Annotated in this window: 17 protein-coding genes; 10 read left to right on the forward strand and 7 right to left on the reverse strand. The window is 72.6% G+C overall.

All coding sequences use genetic code 11. The features are described 5' to 3' along the window. Window positions 1-184: 184 nt before the first annotated feature. The 6 genes from ELI80_RS08930 to ELI80_RS08955 all read left to right on the forward strand — a co-directional run bounded on the left by ELI80_RS08930 (window position 185) and on the right by ELI80_RS08955 (window position 6523). Window positions 185-1378: a toxic anion resistance protein gene (locus tag ELI80_RS08930; protein WP_136650732.1), complete on the forward strand. Its 1194-nt coding sequence runs from the start codon at window positions 185-187 to the stop codon at window positions 1376-1378. Between the two features lie 160 nt (window positions 1379-1538). Further along, window positions 1539-2525, forward strand: a complete 987-nt coding sequence (locus ELI80_RS08935; protein ID WP_236641395.1) for a DUF2927 domain-containing protein — start codon at window positions 1539-1541, stop codon at window positions 2523-2525. 73 nt (window positions 2526-2598) lie between these two features. Continuing rightward, on the forward strand, window positions 2599-3780 hold the full coding sequence (locus tag ELI80_RS08940; RefSeq protein WP_136650733.1) for an SPFH domain-containing protein: 1182 nt from the start codon (window positions 2599-2601) through the stop codon (window positions 3778-3780). 18 nt (window positions 3781-3798) lie between these two features. Next, on the forward strand, window positions 3799-5097 hold the full coding sequence (locus ELI80_RS08945; protein ID WP_136650734.1) for a TFIIB-type zinc ribbon-containing protein: 1299 nt from the start codon (window positions 3799-3801) through the stop codon (window positions 5095-5097). Next, on the forward strand, window positions 5088-5597 hold the full coding sequence (locus ELI80_RS08950) for a hypothetical protein (protein ID WP_136650735.1): 510 nt from the start codon (window positions 5088-5090) through the stop codon (window positions 5595-5597). The genes ELI80_RS08945 and ELI80_RS08950 overlap by 10 nt, the downstream gene beginning before the upstream one ends. After that, entirely contained in the window at window positions 5594-6523 is a 930-nt protein-coding gene (locus ELI80_RS08955) for a carbohydrate kinase family protein (RefSeq protein WP_136650736.1), read from the forward strand. The genes ELI80_RS08950 and ELI80_RS08955 overlap by 4 nt, the downstream gene beginning before the upstream one ends. Here ELI80_RS08955 and ELI80_RS08960 read toward each other — a convergent pair. From ELI80_RS08960 to ELI80_RS08970, 3 genes are all read right to left on the reverse strand, one after another. Then, window positions 6520-8898 (reverse strand): AI-2E family transporter, encoded by a 2379-nt coding sequence (locus ELI80_RS08960; protein WP_161596444.1) that lies wholly within the window; start codon window positions 8896-8898, stop codon window positions 6520-6522. The two genes, ELI80_RS08955 and ELI80_RS08960, sit on opposite strands and share 4 nt — an antisense overlap. 252 nt (window positions 8899-9150) lie before the next feature. Then, window positions 9151-10089, reverse strand: coding sequence for a nucleoside hydrolase (locus tag ELI80_RS08965; protein ID WP_136650738.1), 939 nt, complete (start codon window positions 10087-10089; stop codon window positions 9151-9153). Window positions 10090-10107: 18 nt separating this feature from the next. Further along, entirely contained in the window at window positions 10108-11280 is a 1173-nt protein-coding gene (locus ELI80_RS08970; protein ID WP_136650739.1) for an aspartate aminotransferase family protein, read from the reverse strand. A gap of 353 nt (window positions 11281-11633) precedes the next feature. Between ELI80_RS08970 and ELI80_RS08975 the strand changes: the two genes are divergently transcribed. After that, a complete protein-coding gene (locus ELI80_RS08975) occupies window positions 11634-11870 on the forward strand; it encodes an Lrp/AsnC ligand binding domain-containing protein (RefSeq protein WP_136650740.1) in 237 nt (78 codons plus the stop codon). Window positions 11871-11916: 46 nt separating this feature from the next. Here the strand turns inward: ELI80_RS08975 and ELI80_RS08980 are convergent, their stop codons facing one another. From ELI80_RS08980 to ELI80_RS08995, 4 genes are all read right to left on the reverse strand, one after another. After that, window positions 11917-13386 (reverse strand): inorganic phosphate transporter, encoded by a 1470-nt coding sequence (locus ELI80_RS08980; RefSeq protein ID WP_136650741.1) that lies wholly within the window; start codon window positions 13384-13386, stop codon window positions 11917-11919. 30 nt (window positions 13387-13416) lie between these two features. After that, window positions 13417-14553, reverse strand: a complete 1137-nt coding sequence (locus ELI80_RS16565) for an NUDIX domain-containing protein (protein ID WP_328592243.1) — start codon at window positions 14551-14553, stop codon at window positions 13417-13419. Beyond that, a complete protein-coding gene (gene arfB / locus ELI80_RS08990) occupies window positions 14550-14972 on the reverse strand; it encodes an alternative ribosome rescue aminoacyl-tRNA hydrolase ArfB (RefSeq protein ID WP_136650742.1) in 423 nt (140 codons plus the stop codon). The genes ELI80_RS16565 and arfB overlap by 4 nt, the downstream gene beginning before the upstream one ends. Window positions 14973-15211: 239 nt before the next feature. Further along, window positions 15212-15985 (reverse strand): double zinc ribbon domain-containing protein, encoded by a 774-nt coding sequence (locus tag ELI80_RS08995; protein ID WP_236641396.1) that lies wholly within the window; start codon window positions 15983-15985, stop codon window positions 15212-15214. Here ELI80_RS08995 and ELI80_RS09000 point away from each other — a divergent pair. From ELI80_RS09000 to hslO, 3 genes are all read left to right on the forward strand, one after another. Next, the gene (locus ELI80_RS09000; RefSeq protein ID WP_136650743.1) at window positions 15984-16862 is read left to right on the forward strand and encodes a class I SAM-dependent methyltransferase; all 879 of its coding nucleotides are present in this window, start codon (window positions 15984-15986) and stop codon (window positions 16860-16862) included. The genes ELI80_RS08995 and ELI80_RS09000 overlap by 2 nt on opposite strands. Before the next feature lie 142 nt (window positions 16863-17004). After that, a complete protein-coding gene (hemH, locus tag ELI80_RS09005; protein ID WP_136650744.1) occupies window positions 17005-18063 on the forward strand; it encodes a ferrochelatase in 1059 nt (352 codons plus the stop codon). A 317-nt stretch (window positions 18064-18380) separates the two neighbouring features. Then, a complete protein-coding gene (gene hslO, locus ELI80_RS09010) occupies window positions 18381-19397 on the forward strand; it encodes an Hsp33 family molecular chaperone HslO (RefSeq protein WP_136650745.1) in 1017 nt (338 codons plus the stop codon). Window positions 19398-19553: the final 156 nt, after the last annotated feature.

A 19553-nucleotide genomic window follows, 5' to 3' on the forward strand; every position in this document is an offset into this window, starting at 1 on the left:
CCGCCCGGCGGGCAAGCCGGTTCGCGGCCGCTCCCGGACACCTGCAGACAGGCACGCGGCCGCGGCGACGAAAGCCCGGAAGAACCGGAACTTAAGTGGCCGCGTCCGGTTGATTGCGCGGACGATAGGCCGGATGATCCGGCCCGCAGGGGCCTGTCAGCCCGAACAGATGGGGAAAGCGCCGATGACCAACGAAACCCAGCGCCGGGCCGAAGCGACCCTGGACGAGCTTCGCAACGTCACCTCGCTTGTGCTGCCCGAACCGCAGGGCGAGGTGGTGGCGCTCGCGCAGGCCGACGCCCCGGTCGCCGACGAGATCCGCCGCCGCATGGACGAGATCGACCTGACCGACACCACCTCGGTCGTGCATTTCGGGTCGCGGGCGCAGGCGGGGCTGCAGGAAATCAGCCAGCAGATGCTGGCCGACGTCAAGAACAAGGACGTGGGCCCGGCGGGCGAAAGCCTGCGCGACATCGTGACCACGATCCGCGGCTTCTCGGTCAACGAACTCGATGTGCGCCGGGAACGGTCGTGGTGGGAAAAGCTGACCGGCCGCGCCGCGCCGTTCGCCAAGTTCGTGGCGAACTACGAAGAGGTGCAGGGCCAGATCGACCGCATCACCGTCGATCTCGACGCGCACCAGCACCAGCTGCTCAAGGACATCAAGTCGCTCGACGTGCTGTATGAACGCACGCTCGACTTCTACGACGAACTCGCGCTCTACATCGCCGCGGGCGAGGCGAAGCTGCGCGAGCTGGACGAGAAGGACATCCCCGCCAAGGAAGCCGAGGTCGCGGCCAGCAAGGCCGACGGCGACGTGATGGAGGCGCAGGAACTGCGCGACCTCCGCGCCATGCGCGACGACCTCGAGCGGCGCGTCCACGACCTGCGGCTGACGCGGCAGGTGACGATGCAGTCGCTGCCCTCGATCCGGCTGGTGCAGGAAAACGACAAGTCGCTGGTCACGAAGATCAGCTCGACCCTCGTGAACACCGTGCCGCTGTGGGAAACGCAGCTCGCGCAGGCGGTCACGATCCAGCGCGGCGCGCAGGCGGCGGGTGCGGTGCGGCAGGCGACCGACCTGACCAACGACCTGCTGACCGCGAACGCGAAGAACCTGCGCGAGGCGAACGTCCGCATCCGCACGGAAATGGAACGCGGCGTCTTCGACATCGAATCCGTCCGCACTGCGAACGCCGAGCTGGTGGCGACGATCGAGGACAGCCTGCGGATCGCGGACGAGGGCAAGGCCCGCCGCGCCGCCGCCGAGCAGGATCTCCAGAAGATGGAAATCGAGCTGCGCGATACCCTCGCCGCGTCCCGCGCCCGCCAGCAGGCGCCGCAGACGATGGGCGCGGCCCCGGCCGGCGCCCGCTGAACCGGCCCGCCCGACCGTGACCGCGCAGCTTCCCCCGCCCGGACCCCGCTTCTGCCGCAGCACCTGCGCGCGGGGCCCGCTCGGGCGCGGCGCGTTCGCGGGCGGCTCATTCGCGGGCCCGTTCGGGCGTGCGGGCCTGCGGGTCGCGGCACTGGGACTGGTGGCAGCCCTCGCCGCCTGCGCGCCCGCCGGCGACCCCCGGCCCGCCCCTGCCGACGCACCGCAGGAAGCCGTGGTCCCGCGCCCGTCCGGCGCGCCTGAATCCGTGCGCCAGGCCGCGCTGCGCCGCGAGCGCGCGGAAGAGGCGCGGCTTGCGCAGGAACGCGCCGCGCGCGAGCCCAGCCCTGCCAGCGCCACCATGCGCGACTATCTCGCCGGGACGCAGGACGCGCTGATCGCGAAAGGCCGGATGAAGCGCGATGACGGGTCATCCGCGGGGCCGATCACCGTCGCCGCGCTCACCGACGATTTCGTGGCCATCGCGCTGCGGGACGAATACGAACGCAACGGCGCGGCGCTGGTCCGCGGCGTCCACGACGCGCCCCTGCGGCGCTGGGCCGCCCCGGTGCGGATGCAGGTCGAGTTCGGCCCGTCGGTCGACGCGGGCAGCCGCGTGCGCCACCGCGCCGACATCGCGGCCTTCGCGGCAAGGCTCTCGGCCGTTACCGGGCACCCCGTCTCGCTGACCGGGTCGGGCGGGAACTTCGTCGTCCTCGTCGTGTCCGAGGACGACCGCGCCGCCGTCGGCCCGCGCCTGTCGCAGCTCGTCCCCGGCATTCCCGCAACCGACGTGCAGGCCGTCGTGGACATGCGGCCGCAGAACTTCTGCACCGTCTTCGCCTATTCCGCCGGCAGCTCGCCCGTCTACAGCCGCGCGGTCGCCGTGATCCGGTCCGAGCTGCCGCACCGCATGTTCCAGTCCTGCGTGCACGAGGAACTGGCCCAGGGCATGGGCCTTGCCAACGACAGCCCCGCGGCCCGCCCCTCGATCTTCAACGACGACGAGGAATACGCGCTTCTCACCCGCCACGACGAGCTGCTGCTGCGGATCCTCTACGATCCGCGCCTGACGCCCGGCATGCGCGAGGCCGAGGCGCGCCCGATCGTCCAGACCATCGCAACCGAGCTTCTGGGCGGGAACAGCTGACGCCCGACCCTTCCAGCACCCACCTTCAGGCTGCCACCCTCAAGCTGCCATCCTCAAGCTGACGGAGAACATCATGGCCATCATGGACTTTCTCACCGGCGAATTCATCGACGTGATCGAATGGACCGACGACACCCGCGACACGCTGGTGTGGCGGTTCGAGACGCGGGGCAACGCCATCAAGTACGGCGCCAAGCTGACGGTCCGCGAAGGACAGGCGGCGGTGTTCGTCCACGAAGGCCAGCTTGCCGACGTGTTCGGCCCGGGGCTTTACCTGCTGGAAACCAACAACATGCCGGTGCTGACCCGGCTCCAGCACTGGCACCACGGGTTCCGTTCGCCCTTCAAGTCGGAAATCTACTTCGTCAACACGACCCGCTTCACCGACCAGAAATGGGGCACCCGCAACCCGGTGATCGCGCGCGACCCGGAATTCGGCCCCGTCCGCATCCGCGCCTTCGGCACGTACACGATGCGCGTGACCGACCCGGGCCGTTTCCTCGCGGAAATCGTCGGCACGGACGGAGAGTTCACCAGCGACGAGATTTCCTATCAGCTCCGCAACATCATGGTGCAGGAGGTCGCGCGCGTCCTCGCCGCGTCCAGCATCCCCGTCCTCGACATGGCCGCGAACACGCAGGACCTCGGCAAGCTGATCGCCGACGCGATCGCGCCCGCGATCTCGCAGTACGGCCTGTCGATCCCCGAGTTCTACATCGAGAACATCAGCCTGCCGCAAGAGGTGGAAAAGATGCTCGACAAGCGCACCTCGATGGGAATCGTGGGCGACCTTGGCCGCTTCAGCCAGTACGCGCAGGCCGAGGCGATGCTGAACGCCTCGAACAACCCCGGCGGCATGGGCGCGGGGCTGGGGGCGGGTCTGGGCGCGGGGCTCGGCATGGCGATGGGCGCGCGGCAGGCGGGCTACGTGCAGGGGCCGTGGGGTCCGGCGGTGTCGCACGCGCAGCCGTCGCCGCACACGCAGCCGCCCCCTGCACCCGGCATGATCGCGCCCCAGTCCACCACCACCGACCCCGTCTGGCACATCGCGGTCGATGGCGCGGCGCAGGGGCCGTTCGGGCGCAGCGACCTCGGCCGCATGATGAACGAGGGCCGCTTCACCCGCGACACGCTGGTCTGGGCGCCGGGGCAGGACGGCTGGCTTCCCGCCGACGAGGTGCCGGCGCTGGCGCAGCTTTTCACCATGCTGCCCCCGCCCCTGCCGCAAACGCCGCCGAAGCCTCCCGCGGCCTGACCCCGGCAGCCCTGGTCCATGCCGACGCCCCCTTCAGAGTTCCGCTATCCGTGCGAGAACTGCGGCGCCTCGCTGCAGTTCGCGCCGGGGCAGAACATGCTCGTCTGCCCCTATTGCGGGCACCGGCAGTCGATCTCGCCCGGCGCGGCGCGCGCGCCGGGACGGCAGGCGTCGGGCGGGCCGTGGGGCGACGACGCCCTGCTGCGCGATCCCGCCACGGGCCGCGCGCTGCAATGGGACGCGAGCCACAAGGCCCCGGCGCTTCAGGAAATCCCGCTGGAACGCGGCCTGATCCTCGACGCGGGCAGCGAGCTTGCGGAAACGATCCGCACGCTCAGCTGCCCCAACTGCGGCGCCAAGATCGAGGTGGGCTCAGACACCCATTCCGGCCGCTGCCCCTTCTGCGCGACCCCGGTGGTCACCGACACCGGCACCACGCGGCAGATCAAGCCGCAGGGCGTGCTGCCCTTCGCGCTGTCCGAACAGCAGGCCCGCGCCGCGCTGGAGGACTGGCTGAAAAGCCTGTGGTTCGCGCCCAACGGGCTGACCGCCTATGCCCGGCGCGGGCGGCGGATGACGGGGATCTATTCGCCGTTCTGGACCTTCGACGCCGACACCCGCACCGCCTATACCGGCCAGCGGGGAGAGTTCTACTACGAGACGGTCTACGTCACGCAGCAGGTCAACGGCCGCATGCAGCGCGTGGCGCAGCAGGTCCAGCGCACGCGCTGGTTCCCGGCCGCGGGCCAGGTCGCGCGATCCTTCAACGACGTGCTGGTGCTGGCCACGACCTCGCTGCCGCGCCGCTTCACCGACGCGCTGACGCCGTGGGACCTGTCCGACCTCGTGCCCTACCGGCCCGAATACCTCGCCGGGCTGTCGGCCGAAGGCTACACCGTCCCGCTCGCCCAGGGCCGCGCCATCGCCCACCAGGAGATGGAGGCCGTGATCGCCCGCGACGTGCGCCGCGACATCGGCGGCGACGTGCAGCAGATCAGCCAGATGCAGACGCGCCACTCGGCCGAGACGTTCAAGCACGTTCTCCTGCCGATCTGGTCCGCGGCCTACAAGTACAACGGCAAGAGCTACCGCTTCGTCGTGAACGGCCAGTCCGGCCGGGTCCACGGCGACCGGCCGTGGTCGGTCTGGAAGATCGCGCTGGCCGTCATCGCCGCGCTGATCCTGTTCGGGCTGGCGACGCTCCTGGCCGAGGACCAGGGCTACATCCGCATCGGCGCGGCGGAAACGGACACCCCGGCCGCGCTGGCGCTGGCCACCGCCCCCCGCGCCCCGCCGGAGCCGCGGGCTTGGACCTGAAGGAGATCTGGGAACTTCTCAGCGCCGTCGTCACGACGCTGGGCCTGCCCTTCGCGATTTTCGTCTACGTCGCGGACCGGCGCAAGGCGCGCGAGGTCGAGGAGGAGGAGGTGAACGAGCTTCTCGCCGCCGCCTACACCGACTTCCTCAAGCTCGCGCTCGACAATCCGGACCTCAGGCTGCGCTCGCCCGACAGCACGCGCGGCCTGACCGAGGAACAGCAGGACCGGATGCGCGCGATGTTCGAGATCCTGACCTCGCTGTTCGAACGGGCCTACCTGCTCACCTACGAGGACGGCCTGACAGGCAAGAAGCTGCGCCGCTGGCTCTCGTGGGAGGATTTCATGCGCGAATGGGTCCGCCGCGACGACTACCGCGAAAGCCTGCCGTCGCTGCTGCCGGGCGAGGACCCCGACTTCGCCGCCCACATCCGCCGTCTTGCGGCCGAAGAGGAACGGGCGCAAAGCTCCGCCCCTGAACATCGTGGGAGTGTCGGATGATCCTGTGCGCGGGGGAATCGCTGGTGGACGTGGTGCCGCAGGCCGACGGGTCGCGGCTGGCGCTGCCGGGCGGCGCGGTCTTCAACACGGCGCTGGGGCTGGGGCGGCTGGGCGCCGACGTGGCCTATCTGTGGCCGCTGTCCACCGACGACCACGGGCGGCGGCTGCGCGCGCTTCTGGACGGCGCCGGGGTGGACACCGGCCCCTGCCCCGCGACGGACCTGCCGACCGCGTCGGCCGAAGTCACGCTGTCGGACGGCAACGCCACCTACGTCTTCCATCTCGTCGGCACGACCGCCACCGCGCTGACGCCGCAGCCGCTTCCCGCCGCGGCCCGCGCGCTGTTCATCGGCGGCATCAGCCTGGCGATCGAGCCCGCCGCGACCGCCATCGAGACGCTGGCGACGGATGCCGCGCGCGCCGGGCTGACCGTGATGATCGACCCGAACCTGCGCCCCGGCCTGATCGACGACCCTGAGGCGCTGCGGGCGCGGCTGGACCGGCTGCTCGCGGTGGCGGCGATCGTCAAGCTGTCGTCGGACGATCTGGACTGGCTGTCGCCCGGCATGCGCCCCGAAGCCGCGGCCCGGGCGCTGGCCGATCGCACGGGCGCGCTGGTCCTGCACACGCAGGGCGGCGACGGCGCCGCGCTGCTGCGCGCCGGTGCCGCGCCCCTGTACGAGCCCGCCTTGCCGGTCGAGGTCGTCGACACCATCGGCGCGGGCGACAGCTTCAACGCGGGCGTGCTGGCGGCGCTGCAAGCCGCGGGCGCGCTGGACGACCCGGCCCATGCCGCGCCGGAAACGCTCGCGCGGGCCGTGCGACACGGGATCAAGGTGGCCGCCGCGACCGTGGGCCGGCAGGGCGCCGACCCGCCCTGGGCCCGCGACCTGCCGGCCGAAGCCGGGCCGCCTGCCGCGGGCTAGTTCGGCACCTTCTGCCCGGTCAGCGCCGAGGGCGGCTCGGGCGGGATGGTGCTGACCGGCGCGGGAACCTCGCCCGTCAGCCGCTCGGCCGCCTCTGCCGCCAGCGTCTCCAGCAGCCGCAGCTCGTCGTCGTCGAGCTCGCGGATCTCGTCGTGCATCAGGCACAGCGCGCCGAGGATCACCCCGTCCGACTGCCGCAGCGGGGCCGCGGCCAGCGACCGCACCGCCCATGTCCGCAGGACCGCGTTCTCGGCCAGCGTCGGCTCGCGCTCGATGTCGGGCACCATCCACGGCGTCCCGTCGTCCAGCAGCTGCGACGCGATCGGCGCCCCGTGCGGCAGCAGGACCAGGTCGCGCCCGTCGCTCGTCCGCGCGCCCGGCAGGTCGCGGCTCGCGCCCACGATCAGCTCGTGCTGCGCCTCGATCGCGAGGACGGCCGCCATTTCCATGTCGAACACGTCCGCGGCCCGCTTGGCGATGTCGTCGAGGTCTTCGCGCAGGTCCGGGTCGGACAGCGACACGCCGCGCAGCACCTCGTCCCGGGTCGCGGCCGCCTGCGGGTCCTGCACGACCTGGATCGCCTTGGCCGATTCGCGGCTCACCATCAGCGTCACCCGCTGCACCGCCTCCTCGATCGAGGCGGTGATCGCGTCCGCGCCCAGCGATTCGCGGCGCGCGGCCGTCAGCTCCTCGAGCGGCACGTTCCATAGTCCCAGCACGATCTTCACCTGCGGCCAGCGCGCGCGGATGCGCCGGGTCAGGCTGCGGGCGGCGGTGTCCGGCTCGCTGCTGAAGAAGCTGAGAAGCACGACCTCAACCCCCGCAAGCTCCAGCGCGTCCACCCGGCGCGAGGTGATGGTCCCGGCGCCCCGCTCGGTCGCGGCGATCCCCGCCAGCCGCAGGCTGTGGGACAGCATCTCGCAGGCCTGCCGGTCGATTTCCCACTTGCCGGCGATGCAGGCGACGCGCGGCGGGGCGTCGGCCGGGATCTCGTCCGGATACTCCTCGCGCAGCTCTTCCAGCAGCTCGTCCATGCCGCTGGAAAACCGCAGCCGGTGCTCGGCCCGGGCGTTGTTGATGTAGTCGGCGCTGGCCTGCCGCAGCACGTCCATGCCCTCGTCGCTGTAGAACTCGGTGACCGAGCCTTCCTCGATCGCCTCTTCCGCGATGTCGAGCGCGTCGTCGGGATCGGCCGCGATCAGGCGCTGGTAGATCCGCGTCTGCCGACTGAGAGCGGGACTGGACCCGAGCAGCGTTTCCAGCACCGACAGCTGCGGGATGTAGCGCCCGACGACCAGCAGGCACACGGTCAGGGGCGTGGACAGGACCAGGCCCATCGGGCCCCAGATCGCGGTCCAGAAGGTTGCGGCGGCGATCAGCGACAGCGCCGACAGCCCGGTGCTGGTGCCGTAGAGCAGCGGCTCGACGATGTTGTTGGACACCAGTTCCAGCACCAGGATCAGCGCGGCGGTGTAGATCACCATCTCCCAGCCGGGATCGACCGCGAAGGCCAGGCTCAGCGGGAACACCGCCGACAGGATCGGCCCGACATAGGGGATGAAGCGCATGACCGCGGCCAGCGTCCCCCACAGAATCCAGCCCGGCACGCCGATCAGGTACAGCCCCAGCGCCATCGGGATGCCGTAGGTCACGTTCACGGTCAGCTGCATCAGCAGGTACTTGGAGATGCGCTTGCCCGCCTCCTCCAGCGCGTCGGTGGACCGGAACAGGTTGCCCCCCAGCATCCGCAGAAGACGGTCGCGCAGGTCGCCGGTGTCGAGGAGGATCAGCACCACGAACACCAGCACGATGCCGAAGGTCGCGACCGGGGCCAGCAGCGGCGTCAGCCACTGGATCGCGGTGGCGAAGGGCGACACCGGCTCGGGGACCACGCGCACGCGTTCCAGCGCGTCCACGCTGTCGGCGCCGCCGCCCACGACCTCGGCCACTTCCTGCTGGACGGTGTCGAACGTCTCGAGGACGCCGGTGAACACCCCCGGCCCCTCCATCTGCGCGCCCAGGCTTTCGATCTTGGCCCGGATCGTGGACTGGTAGGTCGGCAGCTCCTGGCTCAGCGTCGTGACCTGCATGGCGACGAGCATGCCGAGCCCGCCGAGGACCGCCAGCACCAGCAGCATCGCCAGCGCCACCCCGCCCACGCGGGGGATCCGGTGTCGGGCGAGCCAGCTCACCAGCGGCCCCAGCACGAAGCTGATGAGGAACGCGACCGCCAGCGGGATCAGGACGACCTGCCCCAGGTACAGCGCCGCGACGATGATCGTCGCGATGACCAGCGTCGCGGCAAGCTTGACGAGATCGGGTTCCCGCGCCGGCTGGCCGGTATCGTCGCGGGTGGTCGGAAGAGGTGGGATCACGCTGGCACCGGGATTGTGGGACGGGATGCTTGAAGATGGAGGCGGCTTGAAGATCGGAAACGCTGGGCGCGGGCCGCCCGGGATTTCGGGGCGGCCGACCGGATCGACCGGCGGGCCTGCCGCGCGACGCGCTTGGGCGGACCGCACCAGACCCCAATCACCGGCGCCCGCTCCCGGTTCCGGGGCGGGCGCGGTGTTTTTTCGTTTGTCGCGCGGACGTTGCGGCAAAAAGGCACGGCACCGCGCCGCGCCTCAGCCGCCGAGCGAGCGGCGGTAGATCGCGTCGATCGCCGCGCCGTCCGCGCGTTCCACCACGTCCGCCTTCGGCGTGCCGAGCCGGCCCGAGGGATCGACGACCGTCATCCCCCGCGTGATCCCGGGCGAAAGCGCCACGTCGACGCTGGCCGCGATCCTGCCGGTCACGATGGACGGGTCGATCACGACCGCCGCGGCGAGCGTGTCGACGTATTTCATCACGTCGCTCTGCCCTTCGTAGGCAAGGTGCGTGCGGCGCGAATGGTCGGCCAGCGCCTTGCCGAAGTCGCGCACGCTGCCCGCGGGGATCCGGTCCAGCAGCTCGTCCAGCGCTGCGCCCTCGATGAAGTGGGTGGTGCAGGGTTCCCACGGGACCAGCGTGATCGCGAGCTCCGCGCGGAACACGACCGCCGCCGCTTCGGGGTCGGCGTAGATGTTGAACTCGGCCGCGGGCGTGGTGTTGCCGCGCCCGTTCAGCGTGCCGCCCATGATCGTGACCCGGCCGATGCCCCGGACGATGCCCGGGTCGCGGTGCAGCGCCAGCGCGAGGTTCGTGAGCGGCCCGATCATCAGAAGATCGACCGCCGTCCCCTGCCCGGCCGCGTCGCGCGCCGCGCCGCAGATGAAGCCGGCCGCGTCGTGCCCGGCGGGCTGCGCCGAGACCGCGGGCCGCGGCGCGCCGCCCAGGCCGTCGTCGCCGTGGATGTACTGGGCGTGGACCGGCGGCTGCACCAGCGGCCGGTCGGCCCCGGCGTGGACCGGCACGTCGGCCCCCGCCACGGCCAGCACGGCAAGGATGTTGTCGGTCGCCTGCGCCAGCGGCACGTTCCCGAACACGGTCGTGATCGCGTCGGGGACGCGGCCGTTTTCCAGCAGCATCAGCAGCGCCTGCGCGTCGTCCACGCCGCCGTCGGTGTCGAGGATCAGGGTCGTCATGTCGCGTCCCCCTTGCGCTCAGGCTTCCAGCCGGGCGGCGGCGCGGTCGAGCCGGGCCACCGCCTCGGCGATCTCGTCGTCGGTGATGGTCAGCGGCGGCAGCAGGCGGACGACGTTGTCGGCCGCGCCCACGGTGAGGACGCGCTCGTCGTAGCCCGCGTTGACCACGTCCGCGGGCGCGACCCTGCATTTCAGCCCCAGCATCAGCCCCTGCCCGCGCACCGCCTCGAAGATGTCGGGGTGGCCCGCGACCAGCCCTTCCAGCTTCTGGCGCATCAGCCCGCCCTTGCGGTTGACCTCGGCCAGGAAGGCGTCGTCGGCGATGATGTCCATGACCTTGCAGCCGACCGCGCAGGCCAGCGGGTTGCCGCCGTAGGTGGACCCGTGGCTGCCCACGGTCATGCCGGCGGCGGCCTTCTGCGTCGCAAGCACCGCGCCCAGGGGGAAGCCGCCGCCGATGCCCTTGGCGACCATCATGATGTCCGGCGTGACGCCCGCCCATTCATGCGCGAACAGCTTGCCGGTCCGGCCCACGCCCGACTGCACCTCGTCGAATACGATCAGGCAGCCGGTGCGGTCGCGCAGCTCGCCCATCAGGCGCAGCGTCGCATCCGACAGCGGGCGGATGCCGCCCTCGCCCTGCAGGGGCTCGACCATGATCGCGGCGGTGCGGTCGGTCACGGCCTCGCGCAGCGCCCCGGCGTCGTCCCACGGGACCTGGTGGAAGCCCGGCATCAGCGGCCCGAAGCCCTTGGTCATCTTCTCGGATCCCGCCGCCGCGATCGCGCCGGTGGAACGGCCGTGGAACGCGCCCGCGAAGGTGACGATCTCGATCCGGTCGGGCTCGCCCGCGTGGTCCCAGTACTTGCGGACCATCTTGATCGCCAGCTCCGCCGCCTCGGTTCCCGAGTTGGTGACGAACACCGTGTCGGCGAAGGTCGCGGCGACCAGCCGTTCCGCCAACGCCTGCTGCTGCGGGATCTGGTAGACGTTCGAGGTGTGCCAGATCCGCCCCGCCTGTTCCGTCAGCGCCTGCACGAGGTCCGGGTTCGCGTGGCCGAGCGAGTTGACCGCGATCCCCGCGCCCAGGTCCAGGTATCGGGTGCCGTCCGCGGTGATGGCCCAGGCCCCCTCGCCCCGTTCGAACGCAAGGGGCGCGCGGTTGTAGGTCGGCAGGACGGCGTCGATCATGGGTCGGTCCTTTGCGGTCTGGTCGCCCACAGGGGCGGTGGGGATGGGGCAGGACGAACGGCGGAAGGCGGGCACGCGGGCGGGAATGGCGCGGTCAGGGCCATCTGCGGGTCAGCGTCGCAGGCTGCGGGTGCGGGCGTTCCGTGCGGTCATGCCGACGGCTTACGGCGGATGGCGGGGCGGTGCAACATCGGCGCGGCACGACCGGCGCCAGCGGGTCCGTTTGGGGGCGCGAGGTCGAGGCCGCGCCGGGCGCGCGAGGTCAAGGCCGCGCCCGGCGGCGCGAGGCTCTGGCCGCGCCGGGCGGCGCGCGCTAGGCTCCGACGATCCCCGCTGCTGCGAACAGGTGTCCGATGCGTCCCGTCTTCGTCCAGATCCGCTGCACCCCCGGCAAGACCTACGCGGTCGCCGACGAGATCTACCAGCGCGAGGTCGCGAGCGAGCTCTACTCCACCTCGGGCGACTTCGACCTGCTGGCCAAGGTCTACGTCCCCGAGGACCAGGACGTGGGCCGCTACCTGAACGACCGGCTGTTCGACATTCCCGACATCTGCCGCACCCAGACCACGATGACGTTCAAGGCGTTCTGAAGGCGGGCGTGTCAAGGCGGGCGCTCCGGCGCGGCCTGGAAGCGCCTCAGCGCATCATCGTCCCGAACAGCGCCGCCAGCGCCGCCGACGCGGGCAGCGTGATCGCCCAGGCGAGCAGGATCCGGCGCACATGCGCGCGCCGCACCAGGGTGCGCCGGCGCGTCTCCTCGACCGGCAGGGCCTTGCGGTCGCGCTTGCGGCGCCGATCCTCCCATTCCCGGTAGAAGCCGACGCCGAAGACTCCGCCCACCGCGACGTGGGTGGTGGACACGGGCAGCCCCAGCCACGATGCGGCCAGCACGACGCCCGCGGTGCCCAGCGACACGCAGAACGCCCGCACCGGGTTCAGCCGGGTGATGCGGCTGCCGACCATGACGACCAGCCGCCAGCCGAACAGAAGCGCGCCCAGCGCCAGGCCCCCGCCCGCCGCCAGCGTGGCGACCAGCGACAGGTCGGGCGCGGCGACCCCGGCCGCAAGCCCGGTCCGCTGGTTCGCGGCGGCGAGGATCAGCCCCAGCGGGGCGGTCACGTTGCTGGCGTCGTTGGCGCCGTGGGCGAAGGCCATCAGCACCGCGCCCAGCACCAGCGGCAGGGCGAACAGGTCGCGCTGCTGCGGCCTCTCGCCCCCCGCTGCGGCGAGGCGGCGGTCGAGATGCTGCAGTGCCGCGGCCCGCACCGCCGCGCCGATCAGCGCCATCAGGGTCACGGCGACGACCGGCGGCTGCCCAAGCGGGCCGCCGACCAGCATGCCCGCGCCTACCGCGGTCACGACCGCGACCATCGCCGGCAGCCAGCGCCGCGCCGCCGCGCGCGGGTCGGGGTCGCGGTCGATCCGCGACCGCACCACCGCGAGCAGCCCCGCCGACACCAGCCCCGCCGCCAGCGGGGACACGATCCAGCCCGACGCGATCGCCGCGAGGCCGAGCCAATTGACCGCCGACAGCCCGTAGACCGCCAGGCCCGCCCCCGCGAACCCGCCCACGATCGAATGGGTGGTGGACACGGGCGCGCCGGCCAGGGTGGCCAGGTTGATCCACAGGGCCGCCGCGAGCAGCGCGGCCAGCATCGCCGGCGCGGCCTGCCCGTCGGCCAGGAGCTGCGCCGAATTGACGATCCCCGCGCTCAGCGTCGTGCTGACGCGGTCGCCCGCCAGCACCGCGCCCGCGATCTCGGCCACCGCGACCAGCGCGAGGCCCGCGCGCAGCCCGATCGCGCCCGAGCCCACAGCGGGGCTCAGGGCGTTGCTGACGTCGTTGGCGCCGATCGTGAGCGCGAGATAGGCCGCCAGCGCCACGCCCGCGGCGATGGTCGCGACCGCCGCGCGCTGGTCCGAGGCCAGCCCCGACCCGAAGCCCGACGCCACCGCCGACGCGGCCACCACCATGATCGCCACGAACAGCACCGCGACGCCGATCCGCACCAGCGGGCGCAGGCTCTGCACGCCCGCCCGTTCGGCGGCCGACAGCCGTTCGAGGTCCTTGTCGAGGGTCCGCAGTTCGCGGATGCGAAGCGTCATCGCGCCACGCCGGGGATGCGGGTCATGGTGTCAAAGGGCGCTCCGCGCCCCCGTCTGCGCGGCCGACTGCGCTGCCGCCTGCGTTTTCGTATGCACACCCGTCTGCGCCCTGATCCGCGCCCGGGCGTGCAGTTCAGCCCGAGGATCGGCCAGCGGCGGGGCCAGTGACGCGGTCAGGCACGAGGCCAGCGACCCGGCCAGAGACCCGGCCCGTTCGGCGCCGTCGCGCCGTGCGCAATCCGGCGCATGGGCGCGGTTGCGCTGGTCGCCGCATCCGGGCGGCTGTCCGGTCGCACCGGCGGGCGCCGTGGCGACCCGGGGCCAGCGGGCGGCCCGCGCGGGTGCGGCGTCGTCGCCAGACGCGAGGTCCGGGCTGGCGGCGCGAGCCAGGCCGGCCGCAGGATAAGGGCCAGCAGCGGACGCCGGGCTGGCGGCGGAGGCTGGATCGGCGGCAGGGACCGGGCTGGCAGCCAAGTCTGGGCTGGCGGCGGGCTCCCGGCCAGCCGGGGGCCCGCCAGTGGGGGCCGCGTCAACGGTGGCAGCTAAGCTCGCACCGGGAGCCAGGGCGGAGCGGGAGGCTGGGCCCGGGGCAAAGGCCGAGCCGGGGCCGGAAGCAGGGCCGGGGCCTCGGTCGGGGTCCGTGCCGGTTGCCCCGTCCGCTTCCGGGACGGCAGCCGCCTCGGGGCCGCCGTCGGGGCCGCCCTCGTCATCGGAGAGGCGGCGCAGGATCTGCCGCAGGCGCGGCTCGGACACCAGGGTGGCGGCGTGCGCCGGGTCGAACCACCGGCGGGTGCGCTCGGCGGCCTCGGGGAAGTCGCCGGACAGTTCCGCGACCCAGACCGGGAAGACCCGCACCTCGACCGGGACCGCGAAGCCCGCGTCCTGTTCCTTGTCGTAGCCGAAGCGGCCGATTTCCCCCGCGCCGGGAACGCCGCGGACGCCGGCCTCCTCCCACGCTTCCTGCAGCGCGGCCTCGGCCAGGCTGCGGCCGGGCATCGGCCAGCCCTTGGGGATGATCCAGCGCCCGGTGCCGCGGCTGGTGATCAGCAGCACCCGCCCCGTCGCCCTGTCGCGGCAGAGCGCGCCCACCTGCATCCGCGGCGGCGCCGACCCCAGCGCCACCCCCAGCGCGGCGGCGACCGCCTTGATGATCCGGCGCGGGCTCATTCCTCTGCCTCGACGCGGCCGCGCAGCGACTTGACGACCCCGCGCGTGGCCTTCGCAGCCAGCCTGCGGCGCTGGCTGCCCAGCGTGGGCCGGGTGGCGATGCGCTTGCGGGGCGCCACCAGCGCCTCGCGCACCAGATCGGCCAGCCGTTCGCGCGCGATTTCCCGGTTGCGCGCCTGGCTGCGGGTGTCCTGCACCTGAAGGACGATCGCCCCTTCCGACGTCCAGCGCCGCCCGGCGAGGGTCCGCAGGCGCCGCTTGACCGGGTCGGGCAGGCTCGGCGAGCGCTCGGCCTCGAACCGCAGTTCCACGGCGGAGGACACCTTGTTCACGTTCTGCCCGCCCGGACCCTGGGCGCGGACGAAGCTTTCCGAAAGCTCCCAGTCCTGGATCGTGATGGTGTCGGAGACGCGCAGCATGGGGGAAAGATGTTCGCTTGAAGGAAAAAATGAAAGCAGGGCGTGGACACATAAATAATAGGGACGCGCGGCGGGCGAGTGCGGCACGGGCGGAATCGGCCGCGCGACCATGAAACGGGCACGCAGCCCGGAACGCGGGCGCGGGCCTGATGGTTCTGGGCCCGATGGTTCTGGAGTCGTTCCGCGGACGCGCGTTCGCGCGGGCCCCGCTGCAGGACCGTCACGATATCGCTGCGCCATCAGACCTCCTTCACCGCGCGGCACAGCACCGCGACCGACACCGGGCCGCTTCCCGCCGCCAGCAGCGCCTCGGCCGCGGCGGCGAGGGTCGCGCCCGACGTCATCACGTCGTCGACGAGCAGCACCGGCCGCCCCGCCAGCGCGCCCGCGTGGCGCGCGGGCACCGACATCGCGCCCGCAAGGTTCGCGAAGCGGTCCGCGACGGTGCGGTGGTCCTGCGCGGGCGTGGCCCGGTCGCGGCGCAGCGCGCGGGGCGCATGGTCCAGCCCATGGACCCGCGCCACCTGCGTCGACAGCAGTTCGGCCTGGTTGTATTTCCGCTTGAGCAGCCGCCGGAAATGGACCGGCACCGGCACGACCAGCATGCCGGGCGCCACCAGCGGCGCCGCCGCGCGGGCAAGCCACCGGCCCAGCGCGGGGCCGAGGTCGGGCCGGTCCGCGTGCTTCAGCGCCAGCGCGAGCGTCCGCCCCGTTCCCGCATAGGTCAGCGCCGCGCGTCCCGCGACCCACGGCCGCGGGATCCGCAGGCAGTCGTCGCAGGCGAGGTCCGCGGGGCCCCCAACGCTTTCGCCCGCCCCCTCGCCGTCGCCCGGCAGCGTCGCGCCGCAGCGCCCGCAGGCCGGGCCCGAGACGAAGTCGGCCGCCCGCCAGCATGCCGGGCACAGCGCATCGTCGGCATCCACCGTCTCGCCGCAGCACAGGCACTGGCACGGATAGATGATCCGCAGCCCGGCTTTCATCGCCGCCAGAAGCGACCTAGATTGCAGACCCATGGACACCCCCCCTTCCCTTGTCCCGGCGCAGGCACCCCCGCCCGCAACCCCGCCGGCCCCGCGCCTGACGGACCGCCCGGCGCTGGTCCGCCAGCGCGCGCGCGCCGCCCGTCCGACCGGGGACCGCACGCCCGAGGACTGGCTGCACCGCATCGCGCTGGACGAGGTGCAGGATAGGCTCCTGGATATTAACAGGACGTTTACGGACGTGGCCGTCGTCACCGGGATGCCCGCGCCGTGGCGCGCGGCGTTCCCGCGGGCCCGCGTCGTTCCCGACGATCCCGTGCTGGACCTCGCCCCCGGCACGCTGGACCTCGTGATCCACGCCATGGCGCTGCACTGGGCCGACGATCCCGTGGGTCAGATCGTGCAGTCCGCCCGCGCCCTGCGCCCCGACGGGCTGTTTCTGGCCATCCTGCCCGGCGGCCAGACCCTGGCCCCGCTGCGCGACGCGCTGGCGCGGGCCGAGGTGGAGATCACCGGCGGCGCCTCTCCCCGCGTCCTGCCGTTCGGCGAGATCCGCGACCTCGGCGCGCTGCTCGGCCGGGCCGGGCTGGCGCTCACAGTGGCGGACCAGATGACGCAGGCGGTGAGCTATCGCGACCTGTTCCACCTTGCCGCCGACCTGCGCGCGATGGGCGAGGGGAACGCGCTCGCGCTTCGCCCGCGCCGGTTCGCGCGCCGCGACGTGTTCCTGCGCGCGGCCGAGATCCTGGCCGGCACCGCCGCCGATCCGCAGGAACCGGGGCGGGTGCGGGTCGGTTTCGACCTGGTGGCGCTGACGGGGTGGGCGCCGGCCGAGAACCAGCAGAAGCCGCTTCGCCCCGGCAGCGCGGCGATGTCGCTGGCGGACGCGCTGAAGCCCCGCCAGCAATGACCCCGCCAACCCTGACGCCGCCAGACACGACGCCGCCAGTTCCGAGCCTGCCAGACACGAGCCCGCCAGACACGAGTCCGCCCGACACGAGCCTGCCAGACACGAGCCTGCCAGACATGAGCCCGCCAGAGGACGACAGACGATGCCGAAAGACCTGAGCGCCGATCCCTCGACCCCGCCCCACGCGCCGCCCGGCCACCCGGCGGTGCCGCACGGGCGTGTCGGCGTGCTGGTGGCGAACCTCGGGACGCCCGACGGGCACGACTACTGGTCGATGCGGCGCTATCTCAACGAATTCCTGTCGGACAAGCGCGTCATCGACATCCCCGACTGGAAGTGGCAGCCGCTGCTGCAGACCGTCATCCTGGCGAAGCGGCCCTTCACCTCGGGCGCGAACTACCGCTCGATCTGGAACAACGAGGCGAACGAAAGCCCGCTGCTGACGTTGACGAAGAAGCAGGTGGGCAAGCTGGCGGATGCCTGCGCGGCGCGCTGGGGCGACCGGGTGATGGTCGATTTCTGCATGCGCTACGGCAATCCCTCGACCGAAAGCGTGCTGACGCGGATGGTCAGGGCGGGCTGCGACCGGATCGTGTTCCTGCCGCTGTATCCGCAATACGCGGGGGCCACGACGGCGACCGCCAACGACCAGCTCTTCCGCGCCCTGATGAAGCAGTTCCGCCAGCCCGCTGTCCGCACGGTGGCGGAGTACTTCGAACGCCCCGGCTACATCGACGCGCTGGCGCAGTCGGTGGAACGGACGCTGGACGGGCACCGGCCGCAGAAGCTGGTGTGCAGCTATCACGGGATGCCCCGGCGCTACCTGATGCAGGGCGATCCCTACCACTGCCAGTGCCAGAAGACGACGCGGCTTCTGCGCGACCGGCTGGGCTGGGCCGAGGACGCCATCGACACCTCGTTCCAGTCGGTGTTCGGGCGCGAGGAATGGCTGAAGCCCTACACGGTCGAGCACGTCGCGGCGCTGGCCCGCGACGGCATCACCGACATCGCCGTGATCTCCCCCGCCTTCGCCACCGACTGCATCGAGACGCTGGAGGAGATCAACGGCGAGATCCGCCACGCCTTCGAGGAAGCGGGCGGCAAGCGGTTCACATATGTTCCCTGCCTGAACGACGACGACGCGCATATCGCGATGCTGACGGACCTCGTGGCCGAGAACCTGACGGGCTGGGTGGGCTGAGGGGCCGGATGGGCCGGCGGGCCGCGGGCCACCGACAAGCCGGCGGCTTGCGGCCCTGTCGCAGGAAACCGGGCTGGGCGCATGCTTCCGCGGCCGAGCGCATCAGAACTCCACAAGAACGCGGGCCCACGGGCGGGCGCGTCCCCCTCCCCTTCGAGCAAACCGGGCCGGGCATCGCATGGCCGCCCGCGAACCCTGCGCCCGCCCCGCCAGCCACGGAGAACGGGCGCCGCGGCTCGTCTTGGGAACGCGGCGCGCTGCCCCTATATTGCCCCCGACGCCCGCCCGCGCGGCGGCAAGCTTTCCGAAGGGCCACCATGACCGACATCAACCAGATCGCCTGGGACGACACCGTCCTGCCGTTCCAGCTCGACCGCTCCGGCGTGCGCGGCCGCGTCGCGCGGCTGGACGGGGTGCTGGAACACATCCTCTCGCGCCACGACTACCCCGCGCCCGTCGCGGCCCTGGTTGCCGAGGTCGCGCTGCTCGCGGCCCTGATCGGGCCGACCGTGAAGCTGCGCTGGAAGCTCAGCCTGCAGGTGCGCGGCAAGGGCGCGATCCGCACCATCGCCGCCGACTACTTCGCCCCCGCGGCCGAGGGCGAGCCCGCGCGCGTGCGCGCCTGGGCCAGCTTCGACGCCGACCGGCTGGACGACCGGCCCCCCTTCGACCAGATCGGCGAGGGGTATTTCGCCGTCCTGATCGACCAGGGCGCGGGCAGCCTGCCCTACCAGGGGATCACGCCGCTGGCCTCGGGCTCGCTCTCGGCCTGCGCGGGGACGTATTTCGCGCAGTCCGAGCAGCTGCCGACCAGCTTCGCGCTGGCCTATGGCGAGAACCGGCTGCCGGGCGACGGCGCGGCGCGCTGGCGCGCGGGGGGCGTGATGCTGCAGACCCTGCCGGCGCAGCCGGTGGCCGTGGGGGAGGCGGGCGGCAGTGGCGAGGGCGGGCTGATCGAGGCCGCCGACATCCTGCAGGGCGCCGAATCCGAGGACTGGAACCGCGCCAACCACCTGCTGTCCACGGTCGAGGAGATCGAGCTGATCGGGCCGACCGTCGCGCCGACGGACCTGCTGCTGCGCCTGTTCCACGAGGAAACGCCGCGCGTGTTCGACCCGCAGCGGGTCGAGTTCGGCTGCTCGTGCTCGGCCGACCGGGTGCGCGGGACGCTTGCGATCTATTCGGCCAAGGACATCGCCCACATGACCACGGCCGAGGGCCGCGTGACCGCCGACTGCCAGTTCTGCGGCGCGCATTACGACTTCGACCCCCGCACGCTGGGGTTCGAGGCGACGATGGACGCCGACGGCAACCCGATCGAGGTGGCCGAGTGACAGCTGCCGGGCCCGCCGCCCCGGCCCCCGGCCCAGCCGCATCTTCCGGCCCAGCCCCGGCCCCTGACCCTGCTTCGGCCCCCGGCCCCGCTTCGGCCCCCGACCCCGCTTCGGCCCCCGGCCCCGCTTCGGCCCCCGGCCCCGCTTCGGCCCCCG

This window comes from Paracoccus aeridis (genome assembly GCF_004923205.2).
GTDB lineage: Bacteria > Pseudomonadota > Alphaproteobacteria > Rhodobacterales > Rhodobacteraceae > Paracoccus > Paracoccus aeridis.